The 23,127-nt window shown below is 61.5% G+C and carries 22 protein-coding genes and 2 pseudogenes; 10 read left to right on the top strand and 14 right to left on the bottom strand.

Features of this window, described 5'->3' with window-relative positions:
• Positions 1-88: 88 nt before the first annotated feature.
• Entirely contained in the window at positions 89-1,012 is a 924-nt protein-coding gene (locus AC1DYF_RS05965) for a LysR family transcriptional regulator (protein ID WP_477875770.1), read from the top strand.
• Here the strand turns inward: AC1DYF_RS05965 and AC1DYF_RS05960 are convergent.
• A complete protein-coding gene (locus tag AC1DYF_RS05960; protein ID WP_477875769.1) occupies positions 982-1,524 on the bottom strand; it encodes a glutathione peroxidase in 543 nt (180 codons plus the stop codon). The genes AC1DYF_RS05965 and AC1DYF_RS05960 overlap by 31 nt on opposite strands.
• A gap of 103 nt (positions 1,525-1,627) precedes the next feature.
• A complete protein-coding gene (locus AC1DYF_RS05955) occupies positions 1,628-2,734 on the bottom strand; it encodes an FUSC family protein (RefSeq protein WP_477875768.1) in 1,107 nt (368 codons plus the stop codon).
• Between the two features lie 71 nt (positions 2,735-2,805).
• Here AC1DYF_RS05955 and AC1DYF_RS05950 point away from each other — a divergent pair, with 71 nt between their 5' ends.
• The gene (locus AC1DYF_RS05950; protein ID WP_477875767.1) at positions 2,806-3,222 is read left to right on the top strand and encodes a MarR family winged helix-turn-helix transcriptional regulator; all 417 of its coding nucleotides are present in this window, start codon (positions 2,806-2,808) and stop codon (positions 3,220-3,222) included.
• 44 nt (positions 3,223-3,266) lie between these two features.
• On the opposite strand, the gene AC1DYF_RS05945 is transcribed toward AC1DYF_RS05950, so the two are convergent.
• The 12 genes and pseudogenes from AC1DYF_RS05945 to AC1DYF_RS05890 form a co-directional block, all read right to left on the bottom strand.
• A complete protein-coding gene (locus AC1DYF_RS05945) occupies positions 3,267-3,914 on the bottom strand; it encodes a DMP19 family protein (RefSeq protein WP_477875766.1) in 648 nt (215 codons plus the stop codon).
• 35 nt (positions 3,915-3,949) lie between these two features.
• Positions 3,950-4,831: a LysR family transcriptional regulator gene (locus AC1DYF_RS05940; protein WP_477875765.1), complete on the bottom strand. Its 882-nt coding sequence runs from the start codon at positions 4,829-4,831 to the stop codon at positions 3,950-3,952.
• A gap of 68 nt (positions 4,832-4,899) precedes the next feature.
• Positions 4,900-6,513 (bottom strand): glucose-6-phosphate isomerase, encoded by a 1,614-nt coding sequence (gene pgi / locus AC1DYF_RS05935; protein WP_477875764.1) that lies wholly within the window; start codon positions 6,511-6,513, stop codon positions 4,900-4,902.
• A 68-nt stretch (positions 6,514-6,581) separates the two neighbouring features.
• A pseudogene (locus AC1DYF_RS05930) lies at positions 6,582-7,241 on the bottom strand (transporter associated domain-containing protein); the annotation flags it as partial.
• A gap of 179 nt (positions 7,242-7,420) precedes the next feature.
• Positions 7,421-8,533, bottom strand: a complete 1,113-nt coding sequence (aroB, locus tag AC1DYF_RS05925) for a 3-dehydroquinate synthase (protein ID WP_477875763.1) — start codon at positions 8,531-8,533, stop codon at positions 7,421-7,423.
• Entirely contained in the window at positions 8,530-9,111 is a 582-nt protein-coding gene (locus AC1DYF_RS05920) for a shikimate kinase (protein WP_477875762.1), read from the bottom strand. Before AC1DYF_RS05920 ends, aroB begins: the two co-directional genes overlap by 4 nt.
• Positions 9,112-9,333: 222 nt before the next feature.
• Positions 9,334-9,564 (bottom strand): annotated as a pseudogene (locus tag AC1DYF_RS05915) (sulfurtransferase TusA family protein); the annotation flags it as partial.
• Positions 9,564-11,006 carry a L,D-transpeptidase family protein gene (locus tag AC1DYF_RS05910; RefSeq protein ID WP_477875761.1) on the bottom strand — a complete coding sequence of 481 codons (1,443 nt, stop codon included), beginning with the start codon at positions 11,004-11,006 and terminating at the stop codon, positions 9,564-9,566. The gene AC1DYF_RS05910 and the pseudogene AC1DYF_RS05915, both read right to left, overlap by 1 nt.
• A 227-nt stretch (positions 11,007-11,233) precedes the next feature.
• Positions 11,234-12,181, bottom strand: coding sequence for an acetyl-CoA carboxylase carboxyltransferase subunit alpha (locus tag AC1DYF_RS05905; RefSeq protein WP_477875760.1), 948 nt, complete (start codon positions 12,179-12,181; stop codon positions 11,234-11,236).
• Between the two features lie 41 nt (positions 12,182-12,222).
• Positions 12,223-13,161, bottom strand: a complete 939-nt coding sequence (locus tag AC1DYF_RS05900; protein WP_477875759.1) for a site-specific tyrosine recombinase XerD — start codon at positions 13,159-13,161, stop codon at positions 12,223-12,225.
• Between the two features lie 11 nt (positions 13,162-13,172).
• Positions 13,173-13,328, bottom strand: coding sequence for a hypothetical protein (locus tag AC1DYF_RS05895; protein WP_477875758.1), 156 nt, complete (start codon positions 13,326-13,328; stop codon positions 13,173-13,175).
• Between the two features lie 127 nt (positions 13,329-13,455).
• The gene (locus AC1DYF_RS05890; protein WP_477875757.1) at positions 13,456-14,406 is read right to left on the bottom strand and encodes a LysR family transcriptional regulator; all 951 of its coding nucleotides are present in this window, start codon (positions 14,404-14,406) and stop codon (positions 13,456-13,458) included.
• An 88-nt stretch (positions 14,407-14,494) separates the two neighbouring features.
• Between AC1DYF_RS05890 and AC1DYF_RS05885 the strand changes: the two genes are divergently transcribed.
• From AC1DYF_RS05885 to AC1DYF_RS05850, 8 genes are all read left to right on the top strand, one after another.
• Complete coding sequence (locus AC1DYF_RS05885) at positions 14,495-15,346, top strand: dioxygenase family protein (protein WP_477875756.1); 852 nt, start codon at positions 14,495-14,497, stop codon at positions 15,344-15,346.
• Positions 15,343-16,404: a maleylacetate reductase gene (locus AC1DYF_RS05880; RefSeq protein ID WP_477875755.1), complete on the top strand. Its 1,062-nt coding sequence runs from the start codon at positions 15,343-15,345 to the stop codon at positions 16,402-16,404. The genes AC1DYF_RS05885 and AC1DYF_RS05880 overlap by 4 nt, the downstream gene beginning before the upstream one ends.
• Before the next feature lie 28 nt (positions 16,405-16,432).
• Positions 16,433-17,716, top strand: a complete 1,284-nt coding sequence (locus AC1DYF_RS05875) for an ABC transporter substrate-binding protein (protein WP_477875754.1) — start codon at positions 16,433-16,435, stop codon at positions 17,714-17,716.
• Positions 17,717-17,982: 266 nt separating this feature from the next.
• Complete coding sequence (locus AC1DYF_RS05870; protein WP_477875753.1) at positions 17,983-18,702, top strand: ABC transporter ATP-binding protein; 720 nt, start codon at positions 17,983-17,985, stop codon at positions 18,700-18,702.
• Positions 18,699-19,418: an ABC transporter ATP-binding protein gene (locus tag AC1DYF_RS05865; RefSeq protein WP_477875752.1), complete on the top strand. Its 720-nt coding sequence runs from the start codon at positions 18,699-18,701 to the stop codon at positions 19,416-19,418. The genes AC1DYF_RS05870 and AC1DYF_RS05865 overlap by 4 nt, the downstream gene beginning before the upstream one ends.
• Positions 19,405-20,268 carry a branched-chain amino acid ABC transporter permease gene (locus tag AC1DYF_RS05860; RefSeq protein ID WP_477875751.1) on the top strand — a complete coding sequence of 288 codons (864 nt, stop codon included), beginning with the start codon at positions 19,405-19,407 and terminating at the stop codon, positions 20,266-20,268. Before AC1DYF_RS05865 ends, AC1DYF_RS05860 begins: the two co-directional genes overlap by 14 nt.
• Before the next feature lie 9 nt (positions 20,269-20,277).
• Complete coding sequence (locus AC1DYF_RS05855) at positions 20,278-21,375, top strand: branched-chain amino acid ABC transporter permease (RefSeq protein ID WP_477875881.1); 1,098 nt, start codon at positions 20,278-20,280, stop codon at positions 21,373-21,375.
• Entirely contained in the window at positions 21,368-23,122 is a 1,755-nt protein-coding gene (locus tag AC1DYF_RS05850; RefSeq protein WP_477875750.1) for an FAD-dependent oxidoreductase, read from the top strand. Before AC1DYF_RS05855 ends, AC1DYF_RS05850 begins: the two co-directional genes overlap by 8 nt.
• The last annotated feature ends 5 nt before the right edge of the window (positions 23,123-23,127 follow it).

The following is a 23,127-nucleotide window of genomic DNA, read 5'->3' as shown; positions in this document are numbered from 1 at the left end:
TGGTGATGTCGATGCCCAGGAGATAGAGCGCTGGTATTGATCCGATAAGCAGCATAAATACGTATGCGGTGATGCAGGAATCGAAACAATGCGCGACAATGTCAGCGAATATGAAATGATTGTCCGGCTCGCCCAGACCAGCAATTTTCGCGCCGCTGCCGCCGAACTCGGCATGTCGCCCTCGGCTCTCAGCCATGCCGTCGCCGCCGTCGAAGCAAGGCTCGGCATCCGGCTGTTCAACCGGACGACCCGCAGTGTGTCGCTGACCGAAGCCGGCGAACAGTTCGTCACCCGTGTCGCGCCGGCGCTTGTCGATATCCGCAGGGCGGTGGAGGACATCAATGTCCATCGCGAACGGCCGGTCGGCACATTGCGGCTCAACATGGCAGTCGGCGCAGCACGGCAGTTCATGCCGACCATCCTCGACTATCTGCGCCGCTATCCGGAGATGAAGGTCGACCTCGTCACCGACAACAAGCTCATCGATATCGTTGCAGGCGGCTTCGATGCCGGCATAAGGCTCGCAGAATATCTGCCGCAGGACATGATCTCGGTGCCGCTCGGCGATAAGCAGTGCATGGTCGTGGTTGGTTCGCCCGGCTATTTCGCCCTCAATCCGCCCCCGGTGACGCCGGCCGATCTCCAACATCATCAATGCATCCGCATGCGCATGCCCAATGGTACAATCTGGTCATGGGAATTCGAACGGCGCGGCGAAATCCTCACCGTCGACGTCTCCGGAGTGCTCACCCTTGATGAGCCGAACCTGATGCTGGAGGCGGTGCTGGCCGATCTCGGCCTCTGCTACATGAACGAATGGCAGATCGCCGGTGCTATCGCCGATGGCAGGCTGGTGCGCGTGCTCGAGGAATGGACGCCACCATTCCCCGGCCTCTGCCTCTATTATCCCGGCCGCCGGCATGTGCCGGCAGGCCTGCGCGCATTGATCGAGCTGATCAAGGAAACGCGCGCTCAAACCTTTCAGTCGGCCAGTGCCTTGTCGATGTCCTGAGCGATGACCGGATCGGTCACCGGCATATTCGGCGAATAGCGGCCGATCACCTGGCCTTCACGCGAAACGAGGAATTTCTCGAAATTCCACAGCACGTCTTCAGGCTTTTCCGGCCCAAGCCCCGAATCGACCATGCGTTTGCGGAAGGCTCCGGCTCCGGCCGGCTCCGGCTGCGCCTCAGTCAGCGCCTTGTAGAGCGGATGCTGGTCGCCGCCCTTGACCGAGACCTTAGAGAACATCGGGAAAGTCACATCATAAGTGAGCGAGCAGAAGGCGGCGATCTCTTCTTCGGTGCCTGGCTCCTGGCCTTTGAAATTGTTGGCCGGAAAGCCGAGGATTTCCAGGCCTTCGCCGTTCTTGGCGCGATAGAGTGCTTCCAGCCCCTCATATTGCGGCGTCAGCCCGCATTTCGAGGCAACGTTGACGATCAGCAGCACCTTGCCGTCGTAATCGGCGAGCTGGGCGGGCGTGCCGTCTATGCGGGTTAGGGGGATGGACTGGATATCGGTCATAGGAGGCTCCGAGCGGTGGCAATAGCGTTCAGGTGATGAAGAAAAGTGCGCGAAGGCAATGCCACCAAATGCCGCGCCCGTCCAGCCTCGCCAAAGGACAGTCTCATCCCGATTGCGTGACCCGCCGAACACTGGCGCTCGCCGGCTGTTGTGGATTGGCGTGGCGTCGGAAAAGAAAATTGCAGCCGATTACCAGTGCCGCGCCGATCAGCGTGGCGATCAATCGATCGGTCAGCAAACCGGTCTCCGGCGGCTGGCCGTGATCGAGGATGAAAACGATGATCATCGTCTGGACCACGGAATAGATGAGATAATTGCCGGCCCGCGCCAGCGGTCGGATGGCGGCTAGAATGACGAAGAGGCTGAGCAGCAGCGCCTGCGGCGGCCAGTGAAACAGGAAAAGCCCGCTCAACCCCACGCCGAGCGCAGTGCCCACCACGCGCTGCGTCGTCTTGAGCGGCACGATTTCGATCTGCCGCTCGGTCAGCAGGGCAACGGCGAGCGTGATCCAGAGGAAATGATGCCCCGGCCAGGCGTAGCGGATGACGGTGGCGATCGTCAGCCCAATCACCAGCCGAAGCGTATATTGCCAGCCGGCGACCTGCCACAGCAGGCGGCGCCAGCGTGCCCATTTCTGCGCCGCTGTCGCGGTGGAGGCGGCCGGCTCGTCAAAAGGTGGCGGTTGATATCCCATCGATCGCCTTACAGAGGCGATCAGCAGGCCGATCGCGATCGTCAGCCCCATGCCACCGATGGCAAGCAGGACAAAGAAAACCTTGTCCGAGACCTTTTCCGCTGCCGAAAAGGTCAGCACCAGATAGGGAACGAAGTATGCGGCCGCGACGGCAGCGGGGCGGCTGTAGCCGCCGAACAATGCCGCGAGACCCGCCAGCAGAATCATCAGCCCTTCGGCGGGCCAGCCATGCCCGGCCAGCAGCGCAGCCAGCACGGTCGCCGCGATGGCTGGTGCGGCGCTGATAGCAGAGGTCGTCAGTTCCGCGTCTCGGCTGAGGCCCTGGGCGATGCCGCCGATCATCAAACCACCGAGGCCGGCGGCAAATCCCGAGGGCAGGTGGCCCGTCGTCGACGCGAAGACAGCGGGTCCGGCGATGCCGAGTGCAGAGCTGCCGATTTCGACCCAGCCGGGCCTCTTTTCGACCGACCAAGCCAGCGATCGGGCAAAATGGGAACGCCATGCGGACGACGACATGTTATATCCTTCCCGTGATACGTTTCAAATTAATACGCTATGCGTATTAATTTTTCAAGGCAGGGATTTGCATGGACAAAGAAGATGCGGCGCTGATCGTCAGGGGAATGCTATCGCTGAACCGGCGGATGCGTGCGGAGCGTCCTCCGGGATCGGTGAGCCTTTCGGCGCTCGGTATTCTCGGTACGCTCCGCCGCAAAGGACCGATGCCCGCCGCGAGGTTGGCGGATGAGGAGAATTTGCAGCCGCAATCACTGACCCGCTTGCTCGCCAGCCTTGAGGAGGATGGCTTGATCGAGCGTACCGCAGGCGTGACCGATCGTCGGGAAAAGCTGGTGGCGCTGACGGCGCAAGGATTGTCTGTTTTGACAACCGATATCCAGACACGCAGTCGCTGGCTTAGCACGGCAATAGCGGATCTCGAACCGCACGAACGTGACACTTTGCTGCATGCTGCGATGCTGATGGCCAGGCTGGCTGAAAAGTGACGCTTGATCACGCCCCCTCGTCATCTCAGTCTCGTCGGCTGCGATCACTTATATTTCGCCAAGAGCCGGGACACTCTCTCCTTGATCTTGCGCGGGAGCAACATTGGATTCGACTTCAGCAGCTCTGAGCGAATTCTCGCTAATTCCGTATCCTCTACGATCCGTAAGTTTTCCCAGCTCAGCAACCATGTGGCTTGCAGGTCTTCGATCGGCATTTCCTCGTGCGCTTCACCTAAGCGGCCATCGAGCTTTTCGAGATATTCCCAGGCATCGTCATCGAAACCATAACCCTCGGTGAACCGTCCGAGAAAGTCGCTTTCCCTTAACCACGTGACCATGTCGCCAAGAGGTCGGGCAAGCGTATCGGCACCCATTGCGGCGAAACCCTGCAGTGCAAAGGCGATGACGGCTTCGAAATCATCCTCAATGGTGTTCTCGATGAACTGCGAGTGCCCGCCATTCATGACTTGCCCGAAATAATAGTCGACATAATAGAGCTGCATCACGTTCTTCGGAAGCTCATTGGGCAGGAAAAAGCCTTTGTAGAGCAAGTCGTTGGTGAACACCGCGACCGAGTAGACGATGTCAAAACTATCTGGCCTCTCTCCCGCTACGAGCGATTTCGGCAGATAGACGAGTGAAGGCGAAGAGGATGCCGAAGATGAATTCTGCAAATGGATCTCCCAATGCAATTTCGCGCGATGAATGGCCTAAAATTATGCTGCGCTCAGATAAATTCGCCCTTCTCCTCCCGCACCGCCTCATGCAGGAAATCGGCGACGATGCGCACGCGTGCCAGATCGCGGGCGCTCTCGTGGAAAATCGTCCAATAGGTACGACGGATTTCCGTCTCCGGCATGACCCGGACGAGGTCCGGATATTGCCGGGCGATGTAATTGTGCAGGATGCCGATGCCTGCGCCGGAGCGCACAGCCTCGGTCTGTCCGATCGCCGAGGAGATCTCGAAACCGGCACTCCAGTTGCGCATCACCTCACCGGTGAAATTCAGCGATTGTGAGAAGATCAGGTCCTCGACATAACCGATGCGGCGATGCGCCTTCAGCCCCTCGGCGTCCTCTGGTATGCCGTTGAGGTTGGCATAGCCGCGCGACGCGTAGAGGCCGAGCGTGTAGTCGGTGAGTTTTGATGAGATGAGGCGCCCCTGTTCGGGCCGCTCGAGCGTGATTGCGATATCCGCCTCGCGGCTCGACAGCGAAAAGGCGCGCGGCACCGGCACGAGCTGGATCTTCAATTCCGGATGCCGCTCGATCAGCCGTCCCATGCGCGGCGCCAGGAAACAGACGCCGAAACCATCCGGCGCGCCGATCCGCACCGTGCCGGCGATAGCCGTGTCGGTACGGCCAAGATTGGCCTGCGCGGCCAACATCTCGGTTTCCATCCGCTCCGCAGACGCCAGGAAAATCTCGCCTTCGGCCGTGAGTTCGCAGCCATTGGTGCGGCGGACGAAAAGCCGGGTCTTGAGTGCCTCTTCAAGGGCGGTCAACCGGCGTGAAAGCGTGGCGTGGTTAACCCCGAGCCGTTTCGATGCCGCGAGAATCTGGCCGGTGCGGGCCACCGCGAGAAAGATGCGGACATCGTCCCAGTTCATGGCAGTCCTGATACAAACCCAACGTCGTTGACTGAGTTTGTATCAGGCTCGAATTGCATGCGACAGCGCTATTTCAGTGCCGCCACCAATCCCGCCGTCGAGCTGTCCAGCCCCTCGGTTCCCTTCGTGCCCTGCACGACCGGGAGCAGGCCCGTCGCCAGTTCCTTGCCGAGTTCCACGCCCCACTGGTCGAAGGAATTGATGCCGAACAGCGCGCCTTCGACGAACACCCGATGTTCGTAGAGCGCGATCAGCCTGCCGAGTGCGTAAGGTGTGAGCTTGTCATAGACGAAGGTGATCGACGGGCGATTGCCGGTGAACACCCGGTGGGGCGCAATATGGTCCGCTTTCCTCTCATCCCAGCCCATGCCCATCAGCTGCGCCTTGGCCTCGGTGAGCGAGCGGCCCTTGAGCAGCGCCTGCGACTGCGCCAGGCAGTTGGACATCAGCAGTTCGTGCTGGTAGCGCAGTTCGGGCTCGAATCCCTGCTTGGCGATCATGAACTCGACCGGGATATGGTCGGTGCCCTGGTGCAGCAGTTGGAAGAAGGCATGCTGGCCGTTGGTGCCAGGCTCGCCCCAGACGACGGGGCCGGACGAGCCATCGACCGGTGAGCCGTCCATCTGCACGCCCTTGCCGTTCGATTCCATATCGAGCTGTTGCAGATAGGCCGGGAAGCGGCTCAGCCGCTGGTCATAGGGGATGACGGCGCGCGAGGTCAGGCCGAGAATGTTGCGCTGATAGTAGCCGATCAGGCCAAGCAGCATCGGCAGGTTCTGGTCTGCCGGAGCCGTGCGGAAATGCTTGTCCATCGCATGCGCGCCATCGAGGAATTTACCGAAATTCTCCGGGCCGATGGCGACCATCAGCGGCAGGCCGATGGCCGACCAGATCGAATAGCGACCGCCGACCCAATCCCAGAAGCCGAAGACGCGATAAGGATTGATACCAAAGGCCGCAACCTTATCGAGCGCCGTCGAGACGGCGGCGAAATGGTGCTGCACGGCGTCTTCGCCAAGCGCCTTGACGATAAACGCGCGCGCCGTCTTGGCATTGGTGATCGTCTCGACCGTCGTGAACGTCTTGGAGGCGACGATGAACAGCGACGTCTCGGGATCGAGCAGCTTGATCGTGTCAGCGATATGGGCGCCGTCGATATTGGAGACATAATGCGCGCGCGGGCCGTCATGGAACGGAGCGAGCGCCAGCGTCGTCATGACAGGACCAAGATCGGAGCCGCCGATGCCGATATTGACGATATCGGTGATCTTCTTGCCGGTCGCGCCCGTGATCTTGCCGGAGCGGATGCCGTCGGCGAATTCGCCCATTGCCTCCAGCACGTCGTTGACCTCGGGCATCACGTCCTTGCCGTCGACCATGACAGGCGTGTTGGAACGATTGCGCAATGCCGTATGCAGCACCGCGCGGTTTTCGGTGATGTTGATGATCTCGCCCTTGAACATCGCTTCGCGCTTCGCAGCCACACCGCCGGCATCGGCCAGTTCGGCGAGCAGAGCGAGGACCTGATCGTTGATCGGGGTCTTCGAATAATCCATCAGCAGGTCTTCGAACCGGGTATGGTATTTGTCGAAACGGCCGGGATCGCTGGCAAAGGCCTCGCGGATCTGGGTAGCATGGGTGGAGAGGGCGATTTCCTTGAGTTTCGCGACGATGACCTGCATGGCGAGTCCTCCTGATGGCTGTGCGAACCTAGCGATTTAAATCGATTGTAGCAAGGGCGGCGGAACCGCTACATGGCCGAGCCACCTTCGATCACCGGCCGGATTCTCAACCTTGTAATGCGGTTCTTTACCCGCTTCATGACAAGGAAGCGCTTGCCGTGAAATGTGAAAGCCTGCCTCTCGTCGGGGATCGAGCGGGACTCGTAGATGACCAGTCCGGCGACCGTCGTCGCCTCGCTGTCGGGCAGTGCCCAGCCCATGGCCCGATTGAGGTCGCGGATGCTCACCGAGCCGTCGACCACGATCGAGCCGTCGGCCTCCTTGCGCACGCCGGGCAGATTGACTTCGCCTTCCTCTGAGGTGTCGCCAACCACGTCTTCGAGGATGTCCTGCATGGTCACCATGCCCTGGACGTCGCCATATTCGTCGAAGACGATGGCGAAATGGGTGTTGCGGTTCAGGAAGGCTGCCAATTGCTCGCGCAGGCTGGTCGTTTCGGGCACGAACCACGGCCGCTCGGCGATCTTGACGATGTCGAGCTTGTCAGTYGTCATCCCAGGCTCGCTAAGCGCGCGCAACAGGTCCTTGGCATGCACGACACCGATAATATTGTCGATCGAGTTGCGCCAGAGCGGCATGCGCGTATAGCGGCTGTCGAGGATCGCTCGGATGATCGCGTCGGGAGAATCGTCGGCATTGACGCCGCGCATCTGCGTGCGGTGGATCAGGAGGTCGGCGATCTCGCGTTTGTCGAGTTCGGCCATGCTGTCGGGTTTTTCCCGCGGCGCCGCGCCATTGCTGCGCGATGCCGTCTCCGCCGGTTCATTCGCCGCAATGGCAACAGGCACCGGGCGGCCCGACACCAGCCAGATCAGCCTCTGCCAGAAGGTCGTCCCGCCGTTCATGGCTAGCCGCGCTTCTCCTTGAGGAAGGAAAGGACCTCGGAGGCCGGCACATCGTCGGCGACGAAGGATTGGCCCAGCCCGCGTGTCAGGATGAAGGTCWGTTTGCCGCCCTTGACCTTCTTGTCCTGGGTAATGGCTTCGAGCAGCGTCTCGGCCGGCGGCAGTTCGCCGGGGATATCCTGCATCACCGTCGGCAGGCCGACATCGCGAAGATGCGTTTGCACCCGGCTTGCCAGATCATAGCTCGAAAGGTTCATCCGCGCCGAGAACTGATGCGCCAGCACCATGCCGATCGACACGCCTTCACCGTGGACCAAACGAGACGAGTCATAGTTCGTCGCCGCCTCCAGCGCATGGCCGAAGGTGTGGCCGAGATTGAGCAGGGCCCTGAGGCCATTCTCACGCTCGTCCTGGGCGACGACATCGGCCTTGGCCTGGCACGAGACGGCAATCGCCTCGATCCGCGACGGGCCGCCGGAAAAGACGTCCTGCCAGTTCTTCTCCAGCCATTCGAAGAAATCCGGCTTGTCGATCAGCCCGTATTTGGCGACCTCGGCATAGCCGGCGCGAAATTCGCGCTCGGAAAGCGTGTTGAGCGTGTCGGTATCCGCCAGAACCAGGTCCGGCTGGTGGAAGACGCCGATCAGGTTCTTGCCGTGGCGGGAATTGATGCCGGTCTTGCCGCCGACGGAGCTATCGACTTGCGCCAGCAACGAGGTCGGGATCTGGATGAAACGCGTGCCACGCCGGGCGATGCCGGCAGCAAAGCCGGTCAAGTCGCCGATCACGCCGCCGCCCAGCGCAATGACCGCGTCGTTGCGCTCGATCTTCGAGGCGAGGATATGATCGACCGCCTGCATCAGCGGCTCGAAGCTCTTGGTCTTCTCGCCGGCCGGCAGCGTCAGCGGATAGGTGCTGATGCCTTCGGCCTCGAGGCTGGACGTCAGCGCCGGCAGATAGGAGGCGACATGCTCGTCAGTGATAACAGCCATCCGCTTGCCCTTGAGGCGCGCGGCGATCTCGCGGCCGGCGCGGGTGATCAGACCGGAGCCGATCAGGATGTCATAGGCACGGTCGCCGAGTTCGACCCGCACCGTCTTGGTTTCATGCGTCATGAGTTCACATTTTCCAGCGTCGAGGCCACCGCGGCAATCACCTCGGCGGCCACCATGTCCTTCTTGATGTCGCGCGACTTGACCCTCAGATGCGCCGTGGCATAGGTCGGATAGCGCGCATTCATCAGGTTTTCCAGCGTCTGCTTCGGGTTTTCGGTCTTGAGCAGCGGCCGGTTGTCGCGCTTGATCACCCGTTCCCAGAGTGTCTCCAGATCGGCGTCGAGCCACAGCGACAGACCGTTCTCGCGGATCGCGTCGCGCGTCTCCTCGTTCATGAAGGCGCCGCCGCCGGTCGACAATACCCTGGGTCCGGTCTTCAACAGCCGCTTGATGACGCGCTGTTCGAGCTTGCGGAATTCCGGCTCGCCATAATGTTCGAAAAGTTCGGGAATGGTCATGCGCGAGACGCGCTCGATCTCGTGATCGGAATCGACGAAGGGAATGGCCAGCGTATGCGCCACCAGCTTGCCGACCGCCGACTTGCCGGCGCCCATCAAGCCGACCAGCACGAGATTGCGCTTGCCGAGCGCCTTGAGCGCCCGTTCGGTATCGCCACCGTCCGCCTCCCGAGCCTTCATGGTCCCCTTTCCCGGATATTGCCCGGTTTCTGTTCTCTTGCGCTTCCTATGAGAAAAGAAAGGGTAACGTCAAGCTTGGCGATGAAGACGGGCTGTGACTGGCCAACTCAGCTGTCGAATTCATTGTTGAATTCAGCCGCTTCAGGTGGTGTCTCGGCCTTCTCGATGGATGTCAGCTTCTGTGAAATCTTCCAGCCGCATCATGCGCCGAGTGCTGGTCGTGCGGATCACAAAGCGATGCCCGCCATCCGTTTGCTCCTGCGAGACCAACACGTGACCATTCTCATTGCAGAAATGCGGAATATCGATCGATGCCAGCGGATCGGTCGTCTCGACTGAAACTGTGGCATCAACTGGCAGTACTGCTATCGCTTTGCGCGTCCGGAGTACGGGCAGGGGACATTTCAGCCCGCGCAGGTCGAGCGCGAGCGCAATCTCGCCCGCCTCTTCCATTACCAGATCTTCCAGAAAGGCTTCTGTGCCGGCTGCGCGTCTTCGGTCTCGGGCTTCTGCTCGGCGACAACGGGTTGCGCGTCGGCTTTCTTCGTCTCGGTCTTCGCCTGCTTGGTCTCGACCTTGGTCTGCGCCGGCGTGGCAGACGTCTGCATTGCCTGGTCCGCCTGCTCGGTGGTCGCCGTCATCTCGGACTTTTCCGCCTGCTTCTTGGTCCAGAAGCGCAGTAGTGCCAGGCCATTGCCGCCGTCGAGCGCCACCTGCGGCTGCTCGACCGGCTTGATCGGATTGGCTTGGGGAACCGGGATCGCGGCCTTGGCGAGGCGCTTTTCGATCTTTTCCTGTTCCTTCTGCTCGGCTTCGGCAGCTTTCTTCTTGGCCTCGACCTCGGCGACCGACAGCCAGATCACTTCCTTTTCGGTGCCGTTCTTGCGGGCTTCGACCTTGGCATAGGCGGCCTCATACGAGGGGACCGCATCGGAGGTCGGCGTCAGCTTCGCCGTCGGGTCGACGAGGACGTAATCGGCATCATTTTCGATCCGCGGCTTCCTGCCCATGCGCTTGGCCTGACGCGCCAGCGCCTTGCGATCGAATTCCGGTGTGTCTTTCCAGGCGTTCTGATCGTATTTCGCCGAAGCAACAGTGAAGGCGGCGTCATAGGTCCTGGAATAGCTGGCATAGGCCGCCGTCAGGTCGGCCGGCGTGCCGGAGTTGCAGCCACCCACCTGGTTGAAGACATATTTCCGGCTGCAGACGTCGACGTTGGGCGGACGATGGGTAATCTCGAAATAGTCGTATCCGGTCTTGATGTTCTTCCAGAAATCGTAGTCTTGCGAGAACCGATGCTTGGCCATGTTCTCGGCCGTCATCCGGAAAGGAAAGGCCTCGACCTGGAAACTCTTCTGGCCGCCGACAAAGGCTTCGCGTGCAAAGGTGTAGATCTGCAGGATCGCCGCATCCGACATCGAATAACAGCCCGCCGAAGCGCAGGCGCCGTGCACCATGATGTTGCGGCCGCCGCGGCCATAGGCGCGGTCATATTTGTTGGGGTAGCCGATGTCGAAGGACAGATAATATTGCGAATGCGGGTTCATCTGGCCAGGGGTGATGTTGTAGAACCCTTCCGGCGCCTGCCGGTCGCCTTCCTTCTTCTTCGGTCCCAGCATGCCGGACCAGGCGCAGATCGGATAGGTGGCGACGAGTTGGTAGCGATCGGAAGCATTCGCCTTCCAGACCTCCATCACCTCTTCTTCCTTGAAGACGCGGATCATGATCGGCGAAGACATGGAGAGGCCCATCTGGGCGATCTTCAGCTGCATCTTCGGCGGCAATGGATGCTGGGTGCGATCGGTCACTTCTTCGATCTGCAGCGTGTCCTTGGGCGTGCAGCCTGCAAGCAGGCCGAGGCCAACAGCGATTGCAAATCCCGTCCATACGCGCATTTCAGCAATCCCGCCTTTCGTCCGCCCGGCCGCCGCCGGGAATCATGCCATGAGGCTTATAAGATAGAAAATGTTACCGGAATATTCACATCCGGTTAACGCTATCCATATCCGACCGAAACTACAAAAATCAAACCCTGCGGTCCAGAGACAAACCGCGTGAATATGGCCGAGTTTAGGCAGTCGGTGGAAGGGTTTAATAATGGCTCAGCGCAGTCGCGACCGGCTCAGAGATGACGACCCATTTCCAGGAATTTCTGCCGACGCTCGCCCTTCAGGTCCTCGCGGCCCGTCAGCTCCGACAGCGCGCCTGCGATCACGTCGCCGGTGGCGCCGATCACCTTCTCCGGATCGCGATGAGCACCGCCGATGGGCTCGGGAATGATGCCGTCGACAATGCCGAACTGCTTCAGGTCCTCGGCGGTGATTTTCATGTTCTGCGCCGCTTCCTTGGCGCGGGTTGAATCGCGCCAGAGGATCGAGGCCGCACCTTCCGGCGAGATGACCGAATAGATCGAATGTTCGAGCATGTAGACACGGTTGCCGGTGGCGATCGCAATCGCGCCGCCCGAGCCGCCTTCGCCGATAATCACGGAAACCACCGGCACCTTGACGTTCAGGCACATTTCCGTCGACCGGGCAATGGCTTCCGCCTGGCCGCGCTCTTCGGCGCCGACACCGGGATAGGCGCCGGCCGTATCCACCAGCGTCACGATCGGCATGGAAAAGCGGTCGGCGAGTTCCATGATGCGGATCGCCTTGCGATAGCCTTCCGGCCGTGCCGAGCCGAAATTGTGGCGGATGCGGGTCTTGGTGTCGTTGCCCTTTTCCTGGCCAATCAGCGCCACCGCCTGGCCGCGAAAACGGGCAAAGCCAGCCTGGATGGCGTCGTCATTGGCAAATTTGCGATCGCCGGCGAGCGGGGTGAATTCCGTGAACAGCTTTTCCTGATAATCGATGAAATGCGGGCGCGATGGATGGCGGGCCACCTGAGTCTTCTGCCATGGCGTCAGCTTGGCATAGATTTCAGCCGTGGCGTCGCGCGCCCGGGCCTCGAGGCGAGCAATTTCCTCGGAGGTATCGATGCTTTCATTCTCCGCGGCAAGGTTCTTGAGTTCGAGGATCTTGCCTTCGAGATCGGATATCGGCTTTTCGAAATCGAGATAGTTATACATGGTGATCCGTCTGATCCGTTCCGGGAAGTCGCTTGCCGCTCCTATGCCCTGTTTTTCGCGGCTTTTGCAAGAGGGTGGTGCGTTTCGACCAGTTGCCTGAGCTTTGCGTCGAGCACATGCGTGTAGATTTGTGTCGTGGCAATGTCGCTGTGACCGAGAAGTTCCTGGACGACACGCAGGTCGGCGCCATTGGCCAGGAGGTGGCTGGCAAAGGCGTGGCGGATCACATGTGGGGAGAGTTTGTCGGCACGCAAGCCTGCCCGCGCGCCAAGGCTTTTCAGGTCGCGGGCGAAGACTTGCCGCGGCAGGTAGCCCGTGGCGCTGTCGGCCGGAAAGAGGTGACGGAACTGCTTGTCGCCATGACTAGCCTGCAATTCCCGGCCATAGGCCGCCACCGCAGCGATCGCGGCCTTGGTCAGCGGCACCAGCCTCTCCTTGGCGCCCTTGCCGCGGATCACCAGGAAGCGGCCTTCCTCACCGAGCACGGTTGCCGGCAGCGACACGACTTCGCTGACGCGCATGCCGGTCGCATAGCAGAGTTCGATCAGGGCCAGCATTCTCAGCCGCACAAGCCTGTCATCGCCTTCCGTGCCGGCTTCTTCGGCAGCGCGGGCGAGCAGGCGATCGGTTTCCTCCTCCGACAAGGTCTTGGGCAGCGCACGTCCCTTTTTCGGCGCATCGAGAATGCCGGATGGATCGTCACCGCGGATATTTTCGGCATAGAGGAACTTGTAGAACTGGCGGATCGCCGACAGCCGCCGCGCTTGCGACGAGGCCTTGTAGCCCTCCTTGGCCATGTGGCCGAGAAAGGCCTGCAGGTCCGCTGAGGCGGCGGAGGTCATCGAAACGCCGCGTCCTGTCAGAAACGAGCGCAGTTCCTCCAGATCCTTCTCATAGGAAATGAGCGTATTCTTGGCCGCGCCGCGCTCGGCGCTCATCATTTCGAGGAAGGCTTCGGCATGCGCGGCGGACATATCCATGGCGGGCGACCTCATTTCGGCGCTGGCGGATTGGTGCGTTCCGATGGGATTTCGATGGTTGCCGGACGCGGTTTCGGATCGACCAGATAGGCGAGCGAAAACAGCACGGCATAGATGAGCCCCGCAATGATGGCGCACCAATAGAGAAACCTGAAAAGCGTAGGCATTCAGTCTTGTACCTGCGGGACCGAGTCATGGGCCGGAGTCTATGCGGCAATGTTTATATAGTTCTTTACCGGCGAGTAAATCTGTTGCGGTTGCGAAGGGATCGACGGAAAGCGCGCCATTTGGCCGCTAGAGTCCCCACACCACAGAATTCTCGTGCCGCTTGATCAAAAGCTTCAAATCCTCGAACCCCGCGCCAATAAACTTGGCGAACTGATCTATCGCCGGCGCTCGCAATGCATCCGCCCGCCTGAGCAGCCCCAGCGCCCGCTCTGGATGCGGGATCGTCACCGGCAGCGCCGTGATGGATCTCTCGTTGCGCAGCGCGAAGACGACGCTGTGCGGCATGATCGTCAGCGCCTCTGAATTCTTGAGGTAGTTGATGACACTCATCAACGAGCCACCGGAATATCGGATCTTGATCTCGGTGGCGCCGAACGAGAGCAGCATGCTGCGAAGGTCGGCCAGCAGCGGGCTGCCGGGTGGCGGCGCGATCCACGGATAGTCGAGCAGATGCGATGGTTGCGGCCGCCGTTTCATCAGGAGTGGATGAGTGGCGCTGCAGGCGACGACATTGCGGCCGGGCAGGATCTGCTGGAAGACCAGCCCCGATCCTTCATCGAGGATATCGATCGGGCAGATCGCGAGGTCGATCTGGTCGGCGTTCAGCGCCGCACGCAGGTCCGGGAAATAGCCGTAGGTCAGGTCGACCCGCACATCCGGATGCTTGCCTTGGAAGTCGGCGATCATCGCGGCAATCAGGGCATCCATGAAGAAAGGCGTACCGCCGACACGCACGACGCCGCTTTTGCCGACCCGGAAACTTTCCACCGTCTCCGACGCCTTGCGGCCGGCGGCCATCATCGAAAGTCCATGCTCGGCCAGCGCCTTGCCCAGCGGTGTCGGCTGTAGCGGCCGCCTGCCTTTGATGAACAGCGGCTCGCCAAGGCGCTTTTCCAGCATGGCAATGGTGCGGGAGATGGCCGGCTGGGCGAGGCCGAGAAAGGCCGCACCTTCCGTCACGCCGCCGGTTTGCACCACCGCTGCCAGTTGCACCAGATGTCGTTCATCGATCTTCATAACGATATGTTATATAAACTGGGAATAAAATGATCAACCGGCAGGCTGAGCTTTGCTACTCTCTTCAATGACAGGATTGGAGGAGAGCATGTCGCCTGGGATCAACGCGCTGAATTTCACGGAAGCCAATTCCGCTGACATGTTCGCGCAACGTCTTTCCAGCACGAAGAAGAGCGAATTGCCGCAAATCCTCGCGGCGGCGGTGCAGCATCTGCACGCCCTGATCCGGGAATTCCGCCCGACGCCGGAGGAGTGGCGCAATGTCATTGCCTTCCTCACCGAAGTCGGCCATGCCTGCGACGAGCGTCGCCAGGAATGGGTGCTGCTGTCAGATCTTCTCGGCGCGTCCGCGCTTGTCGACGAGATCAATACGCGCCGGCCGAAAGGCGCCACCCCCAACACCGTGCGCGGCCCTTTTTATCGACCAGACGCGCCGCACTATTCACCGGGCGCCTCGATCTCGCTGGACGGCATCGGCGAACCGCTCCACGTCGGCGGCCGCATCACCGACCTTGATGGCCGCCCGGTTGCCGGTGCCGTCATCGAAACCTGGCAGGCCAATGCCGAGGGTTTTTACGAAAACCAGCAGCCCGACCGGCAGCCGGAATTCAATCTGCGCGGGGCGTTCCAAGCCGATGCCGACGGCCACTTTCGCTATCGCACGATCAAGCCCGCCGGCTACGGCGTGCCGGACGACGGCCCGGTTGGCCAATTGCTGAAGCAGGCAGGCTATCCGCTTCGCCGTCCGGCGCATCTGCATTTCCTGGTCAAAGCGCCGGGCTTCGATACCATCACCACGCATCTCTACGACAGCTGCGATCCGCATCTCGGTGAAGATGCTATTTTCGGGGTCAAACCGGAATTGGTGACCGATTTCGGCGACGGCCGGATCGAGTTCACATTCGTCATGGCCCGGGCCAGGAACGGAGCACGCCTATGAGCCGCATTTTCACCTATCAGGGCAGTGCTGCCCACATCGTTTTCGGCGAAGGCAAGGCGGAGACCGCCGACGAGTGGATCCAGAAGCTGGGCTGCAAAAAGGCGCTCGTGCTATCAACCCCGCATCAAAAGGCCGATGCCGAAAGACTGGCCGGAAAGCTCGGAGCACTGGCGGCCGGCACCTTTCCCGGTGCGGTGATGCACACGCCCGTCGACGTCACCGAAGAGGCAATGAAAGTTGTCGCGGCAACGGGCGCCGATTGCGTCGTTTCGCTTGGCGGCGGCTCGACCACCGGGTTGGGCAAGGCCATTGCCTATCGCACCGACCTGCCGCAGATCGTCATCCCCACCACTTATGCGGGCTCGGAAGTCACGCCCATTCTTGGCCAGACTGAGGGCGGCCGCAAGACGACGGTGCGAGACGCGAAAATCCTGCCCGAGGTGGTGATCTACGACGCGACGCTGACCACCGGCCTGCCGGTGGCACTGTCAGTCACGTCCGGCCTCAACGCCATGGCGCACGCGGTCGAGGCGCTCTATGCGCAGGATCGCAACCCGATTTCCAGCCTGATGGCGGCGGAAGGCCTGCGCGCTTTCAAAACGGCCTTGCCGGCGATCATCAAAACCCCCGGCGATCTTCCGGTGCGCGCCGATGGCCTCTACGGTGCCTGGCTCTGCGGTACAGTGCTCGGCACGGTCGGCATGGCCCTGCATCACAAGATTTGCCACACGCTGGGCGGCACGTTCGATACGCCGCATGCCGACACCCATGCAATCATGCTGCCGCACACGGCAGGCTTCAATGCCGCCGCCGTGCCGGACCTGCTCGAGCCGGTGGCCGACACATTCGGCGGCTCGGTCGGCGGCGGGCTTTGGGATTTTGCCAAGTCGATCAATGCACCGATGGCGCTGCGCGATCTCGGCCTGACCGAAGCCGATCTCGACAAGGCGGCGAACATCGCCACCGAAAACCCCTATTGGAACCCGCGCCCGATCGACAAGCCGTCGATCCGCGCGCTGCTGCAGCAGGCCTGGGAGGGCCTACGACCGACCGCATGACGCCAACGAAAACTGGGAGGAGAGGACAATGACAACAAGACGCGAATTTCTGAAGCAGACCGCTGCCACCGGCGTGCTCGCCGCCACATCCGGTCTGGCTCTGCCGGCAATCGCCGCCGACAAGACAATCAAGCTCGGCTATGTCAGCCCACAGACCGGCCCGCTTGCCGCTTTCGGCGAGGCAGATAAATTCGTGATCAGCAATTTCCTGGCGACCACGAAGAAAATGGGCCTGAATTACGAGGTCGTGGTCAAGGACAGCCAGTCCAACCCCAACCGCGCCGCCGAAGTCGCCAAGGAACTGATCGTCAAGGATCAGGTCAACCTTATGCTCGTCTCGTCGACGCCGGAAACCACCAATCCGGTTTCGACCACCTGCGAGGCTGAGGAAATGCCCTGCATTTCCACGGTGGCGCCCTGGCAGCCCTGGTTCATCGGCCAGCAAGCCAATCCGGGCGACCCGAAGTCGTGGAAGCCGTTCAACTTCGCCTACCATTTTTTCTGGGGCCTGGAAGACATCATCGCCGTCTTCACCGGCATGTGGGGCCAGATCGAGACCAACAAGCAGATCGGCGGCCTGTTCCCCAATGATGGCGACGGCAATGCCTGGGGCGACAAGGTCGTAGGCTTTCCGCCGGTGCTGGAAAAACTCGGCTACAAGCTGACCGATCCCGGCCGCTTCCAGGACCTGACCGACGATTTCTCCGCACAGATCAACGCTTTCAAGCAGGCCAACGCCGAGATCATTACCGGCGTGGTGATCCCGCCGGACCTGACCACCTTCTGGAACCAGGCCAAGCAGCAGGGCCTCAAGCCGAAAATCGCCTCGATCGGCAAGGCGCTGCTCTTCCCGCAGACGGTGGAATCGCTCGGCGATGCCGGCCACAACCTCTCGACCGAGGTCTGGTGGACGCCCAGCCATCCGTTCAAGTCGTCGCTGACCGGTGAGACCGCCAAACAGGTTGCCGACGCCTTCACCGCCGCCACCAACCGGCCATGGACACAGCCGATCGGCTTTGCCCATGCGCTGTTCGAACTGGCTGTCGACGTGATGAAGCGCGCCGAGGACCCGACGGACGGTGAGGGCGTGGCCAAGGCGATCGGCGAAACCAGGCTCGATACGCTGGTCGGCCCGATTGCCTGGGGCAATGACAAGCTACCGCCCTTTGCCCAGAAGAACGTCGCCAAGACCCCGCTCGTCGGCGGCCAGTGGCGCCTGAAGCAGGGCGGCAAGGGTTATGATCTGGTGGTGGTGGAGAATTCGCTGGCGACGAATGTGCCATTGGGTGGAAAGCTGGAGGCGCTGAGCTAAGTGCCCGCTCACCCTTAGTGCGCGTGTCTGCCCCTCACCCTAGCCCTCTCCCCGCAGGCGGGGAGAGGGAATCCGCTCCGAAACCGCCTCGCCGTCAGCATTCGGCAGACGTTTGAGAGAGGCTCGAGCGGGTGCCCCAGGTCCCTTCTCCCCGTCACTACGGGGAGAAGATGCCGGCAGGCAGATGAGGGGCATGGCACTTAGGGCGCGGATCAAGACAACCCGATCATGCTCACAAAAACGAATGAACTTGGACAACTGACCCCATGCCCATCCTCGAACTCACCGGAATCTCGAAAAAATTCGGCGCGCTGACCGTCGCCGAACAGATTTCGTTTTCCGTCGAGGCAGGCGAGGCGCTCGGCATCATCGGTCCCAACGGTGCCGGCAAATCTACCCTCTTCAACCTGATCACCGGCAACATCCCAGCAGATAGCGGCACGATCCGCTTCTGCGATCAGGATGTCACCCGCGTCCCGCCGATGCACCGCTGCTTTTCCGGCATGGGCCGCACCTTCCAGATTCCGCAGCCCTTTGAACAGCTCACCGTCTTCGAAAACCTGCTGGTCGCCGGCGCCTTCGGGGCGCAGAAATCCGAAGGCGGGGTGGCCGACCGCTGTGCCGAAATCCTGATCGACACCGGCTTGATCGACAAGGCCAATGCCACAGCCGGCAGCCTCAGCCTGCTGCAGCGCAAGCGGCTGGAACTGGCTCGCGCCATGGCCACGGACCCGAAACTTCTGCTGCTCGATGAGATCGCCGGCGGCCTGACCGAAGGCGAATGTCGTGCGCTGGTCGCCACCATCCGCGGCGTGCATGAAAAGGGCATTGCCGTGATCTGGATCGAGCACGTGCTGCACGCACTGAATTCCGTCGTCGAGCGGCTGCTCGTGCTGCATTTCGGCAAGGTGCTCGGCATCGGCAAGCCGGATGCGATCATGGCCTCGAAAGAGGTGCGCGAAATCTATCTGGGGATCGAGATATGACGTTGATCGAGACTCGCGACCTCAAAGCCTTCTACGCGGATTTCCAGGCGCTGTTCGGCGTCGACATCACCCTGAACGAGAGCGAAACCATCGCCATCATCGGCGCCAATGGCGCCGGCAAGACGACCCTGATGCGTTCCCTATCGGGCGTGCTTCGGAATGAGCCCGGCTCCATCCGTTATCGTGGCACGGAAATCGGCGCATTGCCCGCGCCCGACGTCATGGCGCGCGGCATCGCCATGGTGCCGGAAGGCCGAAAACTTTTCCCATCGCTGACGGTCGAGGAAAATCTTCTCGTCGGCGCCTATGGCCGCAAAGTCGCCGGTCCCTGGAACCTCGACAGCATCTTCTCGCTCTTTCCGATCCTGAAAGAGCGTCGCAATAGTCCGGCGACCGCGCTCTCGGGCGGTCAGCAGCAGATGGTGGCGATCGGCCGGGCGCTGATGTCGAACCCCGATGTGCTGCTTTGCGACGAGATCAGCCTCGGCCTCGCGCCCGTCGTCATCCGCGATATCTATGCCGCCTTTCCGAAAATACGCGAGACGGGTGCGGCGATCGTCATCGTCGAACAAGACATTGCACAAGCGCTGAAAGTCGCCGATCGCATCTATTGCATGATGGAGGGGCGCATCACCCTGACAGGCAAATCCGGCGAACTCGACCGCGCCGCCATTCACAAAGCCTATTTCGGAGCGGATGGCCATGAACTGGTTTGACACCATTCTCCAAGGCGTCCTGCTTGGCGGGCTCTATGCGCTGTTCGCGGCGGGTCTAAGCCTCGTCTTCGGCATCATGCGGCTGGTCAACCTCGCCCATGGCGACCTGATCATCCTCGCCGCCTTCCTGATTCTGCTGCTTGTCTCGGCGCTCGGCCTCAATCCCTTCCTGGCGGCGCTGATTGCCGCTCCGCTGATGTTCGCCATCGGCTGGGCGCTGCAATATTACCTACTCAACCGCACGCTCGGCAAAGACATCCTGCCGCCGCTCCTCGTCACCTTCGGCCTCTCCATCGTCATCCAGAACGGCTTGCTTGAAGGCTTCACCGCCGACAGTCGCCGCATCTCGGCCGGCAGCCTGGAGACCGCATCGGTCTCACTCGGCATCGCCAATGCCGGCATCATGCCGCTGATGACCTTTGCCTCGGCCATCATCGTCATCGTCGTGCTCAACCAGTTGATCTATCGCACGGCCATCGGCCGAGCCTTCCGCGCTACCTCCGATGACGCAGTCACCGCCGGCCTGATGGGTATCCGGCCACAGCGTATCTTCGCCATGGCCACCGGCGTTGCCATGGTGGTCGTCACCATCGCAGCACTCTATCTCGGCACCCGCGCCAATTTCGACCCGACCTCCGGCCCGGCCCGGCTGATTTATGCCTTCGAGGCGGTGATCATCGGCGGGCTCGGCTCGCTCTGGGGCACGCTCGCCGGTGGCATCATTCTCGGCGTGGCGCAGACCGTCGGCGCCGCGGTCAGCCCGGAATGGCAGATCCTGACCGGCCATCTCGCCTTCCTTGTTGTTCTCCTGTTCAAGCCTCGCGGTCTCTTCCCGCGGGCGGTGGATTGAGGCGTGGCCATGGACAAGTCCGTCATCCAATCCTTCAAGGTCGAGACCCGCACCCGAGCGTCGTCGTTCTTCATGCTCATTGCCGTGCTGATCGTCATCCTCGGCATCCTCGCCCCGTTCATCGTTTCGCGCGGCGTGATCCAGGATCTGTTCTTCATCCTCACCATGCTGGTCCTGGCCCAATGCTGGAACCTGCTCGCCGGCTATGCCGGGCTGATCTCCGTCGGCCAGCAATTGTTCGTCGGCTGCGGCGGCTATGCGATGTTCGCGGTGGTGAGCCTGTTGGGCTTCGACCCGATCGTGGCGATTGTTGCCGCCGGCCTCTTCTCTGCCCTGGTCGCCGTGCCGACTGCCTTCTTCACCTTCCGCCTCTATGGGCCTTATTTTGCCATCGGCACCTGGGTGATCGCCGAAGTCGGACGGCTGCTGCTGGCGCAGTGGAAAGCGCTTGGTGGTGGCACCGGCACATCGCTGCCACGCGATGCCACCCGCGACATGTTCGGCATCAAGCTGCTGAAGGAGCTTTTCCGGATGAAAGCCGGGGAGGCGACCGACGCCATCACCTATTGGCTGGCGCTGATCCTCGTCGTCGTCACCATCGGCTTCATTTATCGCCTGCTGCGCTCAAAACAGGGGCTCGGTCTTGCCGCGGTACGCGACAACGAACAGGCGGCACGCGCTGTCGGCGTCGATGCACGGCGGATGAAGACGCTGGTCTATCTGGTCACCGCTTTCCTGACAGGTGCCTGCGGTGCCCTCATCTATATCCAGAAGCAGCGCATCTCGCCCGACGCTGCCTTTTCGGTGATCGACTGGACGGCCTATGTCATCTTCATCGTCGTCATCGGCGGCATCGGCACCGTCGAAGGACCGATCCTCGGTGTCATCGTTTTCTTTCTGCTGCAGAACCTGCTGGCCGATTACGGCTCCTGGTACCTGCTGTTGCTCGGCATGATCGCCATCGTCACCATGCTGTTTGCGCCGCGCGGGCTTTGGGGCCTGTTTTCGGCTCGCACCGGCATCCAGCTTTTTCCGGTCCGCCGCATCCTGAAAGGCGGGCTGTTGGAACACACGATCAAGGGAATCAAGGGAGGAAAGAATGGCTGATATCACCACCGACGTGCTCGTCATCGGCACCGGCCCGGCAGGCTCGGCGACCGCGGCACTGCTTGCGACCTACGGCATCGAAAACATGGTGATCAACCGCTATCGCTGGCTCGCCAGTACGCCGCGCGCCCACATCACCAACCAGCGTACCATGGAAGTGCTGCGCGACCTCGGACGGAATGTCGAAGACGAGGCCTATATGTTCGCCGCCGAACAAGATCTGATGGGCGAAAATGTCTTCTGCACCTCGCTGACCGGCGAAGAGATCGGCCGGATGAAGAGCTGGGGCAAGCATCCGCTTTCGCGCGCCGAGCATCATCTCTCGTCGCCGAGCCATATGAACGACCTGCCGCAGACTTTTATGGAGCCGCTGCTGTTCAAGACCGCTTGTTCGCGCGGCACGCAGGCGCGGATGTCGACAGAATATGTCAGCCACGAACAGGATGCGGATGGCGTCACCACCACCTGCCTCGACCGGCTGACCGGTAAGCAATTCACTGTGCGCTCGAAATTTTTGGTTGGCGCCGATGGCGGCAATTCCAAGGTGGCCGAACATGCCGGCCTGACCTTCGAGGGCAAGATGGGTGTCGGCGGCTCGATGAACATCCTGTTCGAAGCCGATCTCTCCCAACATGTCGCCCATCGCCCATCGGTGCTTTACTGGGTGCTGCAGCCGGGCGCGGATGTCGGCGGCATCGGCATGGGCCTGGTGCGCATGGTTCGGCCGTGGCATGAATGGCTGATCGTCTGGGGTTATGACATCAACCAGCCGGCGCCCGAGGTCACCGACGAGTTTGCCGTCAAGGTCGTACGCGATCTCGTCGGCGACCAGGATCTGCAGCCGAAGATCAAATCGGTCTCGACCTGGACGGTCAACAACATGTATGCGACCAGAATGTCGAACGGCCGCGTTTTCTGCATGGGCGACGCCACCCATCGCCATCCGCCGTCCAACGGGCTCGGCTCCAACACCTCGATCCAGGATGCCTTCAATCTTGCCTGGAAGCTGGCCGCGGTGATCAAGGGACAGGCGGGCGCAGGCCTGCTCGACAGCTACAATACCGAGCGCGCGCCGATCGCCAAGCAGATCGTCACCCGCGCCAACAAGTCGATCGAGGAATTCGGTCCGATCTTCAAGGCGCTCGGCCTGCTTGATTCCGTCGATCCGGTGAAGATGCAGGAGAATATGGACGCCCGCTGCGACGACACGGCCGAAGCCGAACTGCAGCGCGCCGCGATCCGCGAAGCCATCGCCTATAAGGTCTATGAGTTCGACGCCCACGGCGTCGAGATGAATCACCGCTACGCGTCGAATGCCGTGATCCCGGATGGCCAGGCCGAACCGGCTTTCGAGAAGGACGCCGAACTGCATTACCAGCCGACCACGTGGCCCGGCGCGCGCCTGCCGCATGCCTGGCTGTTCGGCAAGCAAGGCCAAAAAGTCTCGACGCTCGATCTCACCGGGCATGGCCTATTCACCATCCTCACCGGCATCGGAGGCGATGGCTGGGTGGAGGCGGCAAAGAGCGTCAGCAAGGAATTCGGCCTGCCGATCACCGTCCACAAGATCGGCCCGCGCCAGGAATGGCAGGATCTGGTCGGCGACTGGGCCAATGCACGCGAAATCCGCGATGCCGGCGCGCTGCTCGTCCGCCCCGATCACCATGTCGCCTGGCGTTCCGAAGGCATGGTCGCCGATCCGGAGGCCGAACTCCGTCGCGTGCTGAAATCGATCCTGAACAAGTGAGGCCA

This window comes from Rhizobium sp. P2_G9, from assembly GCF_056403475.1.
This window is presented reverse-complemented; position numbering and strand designations above follow the sequence as displayed.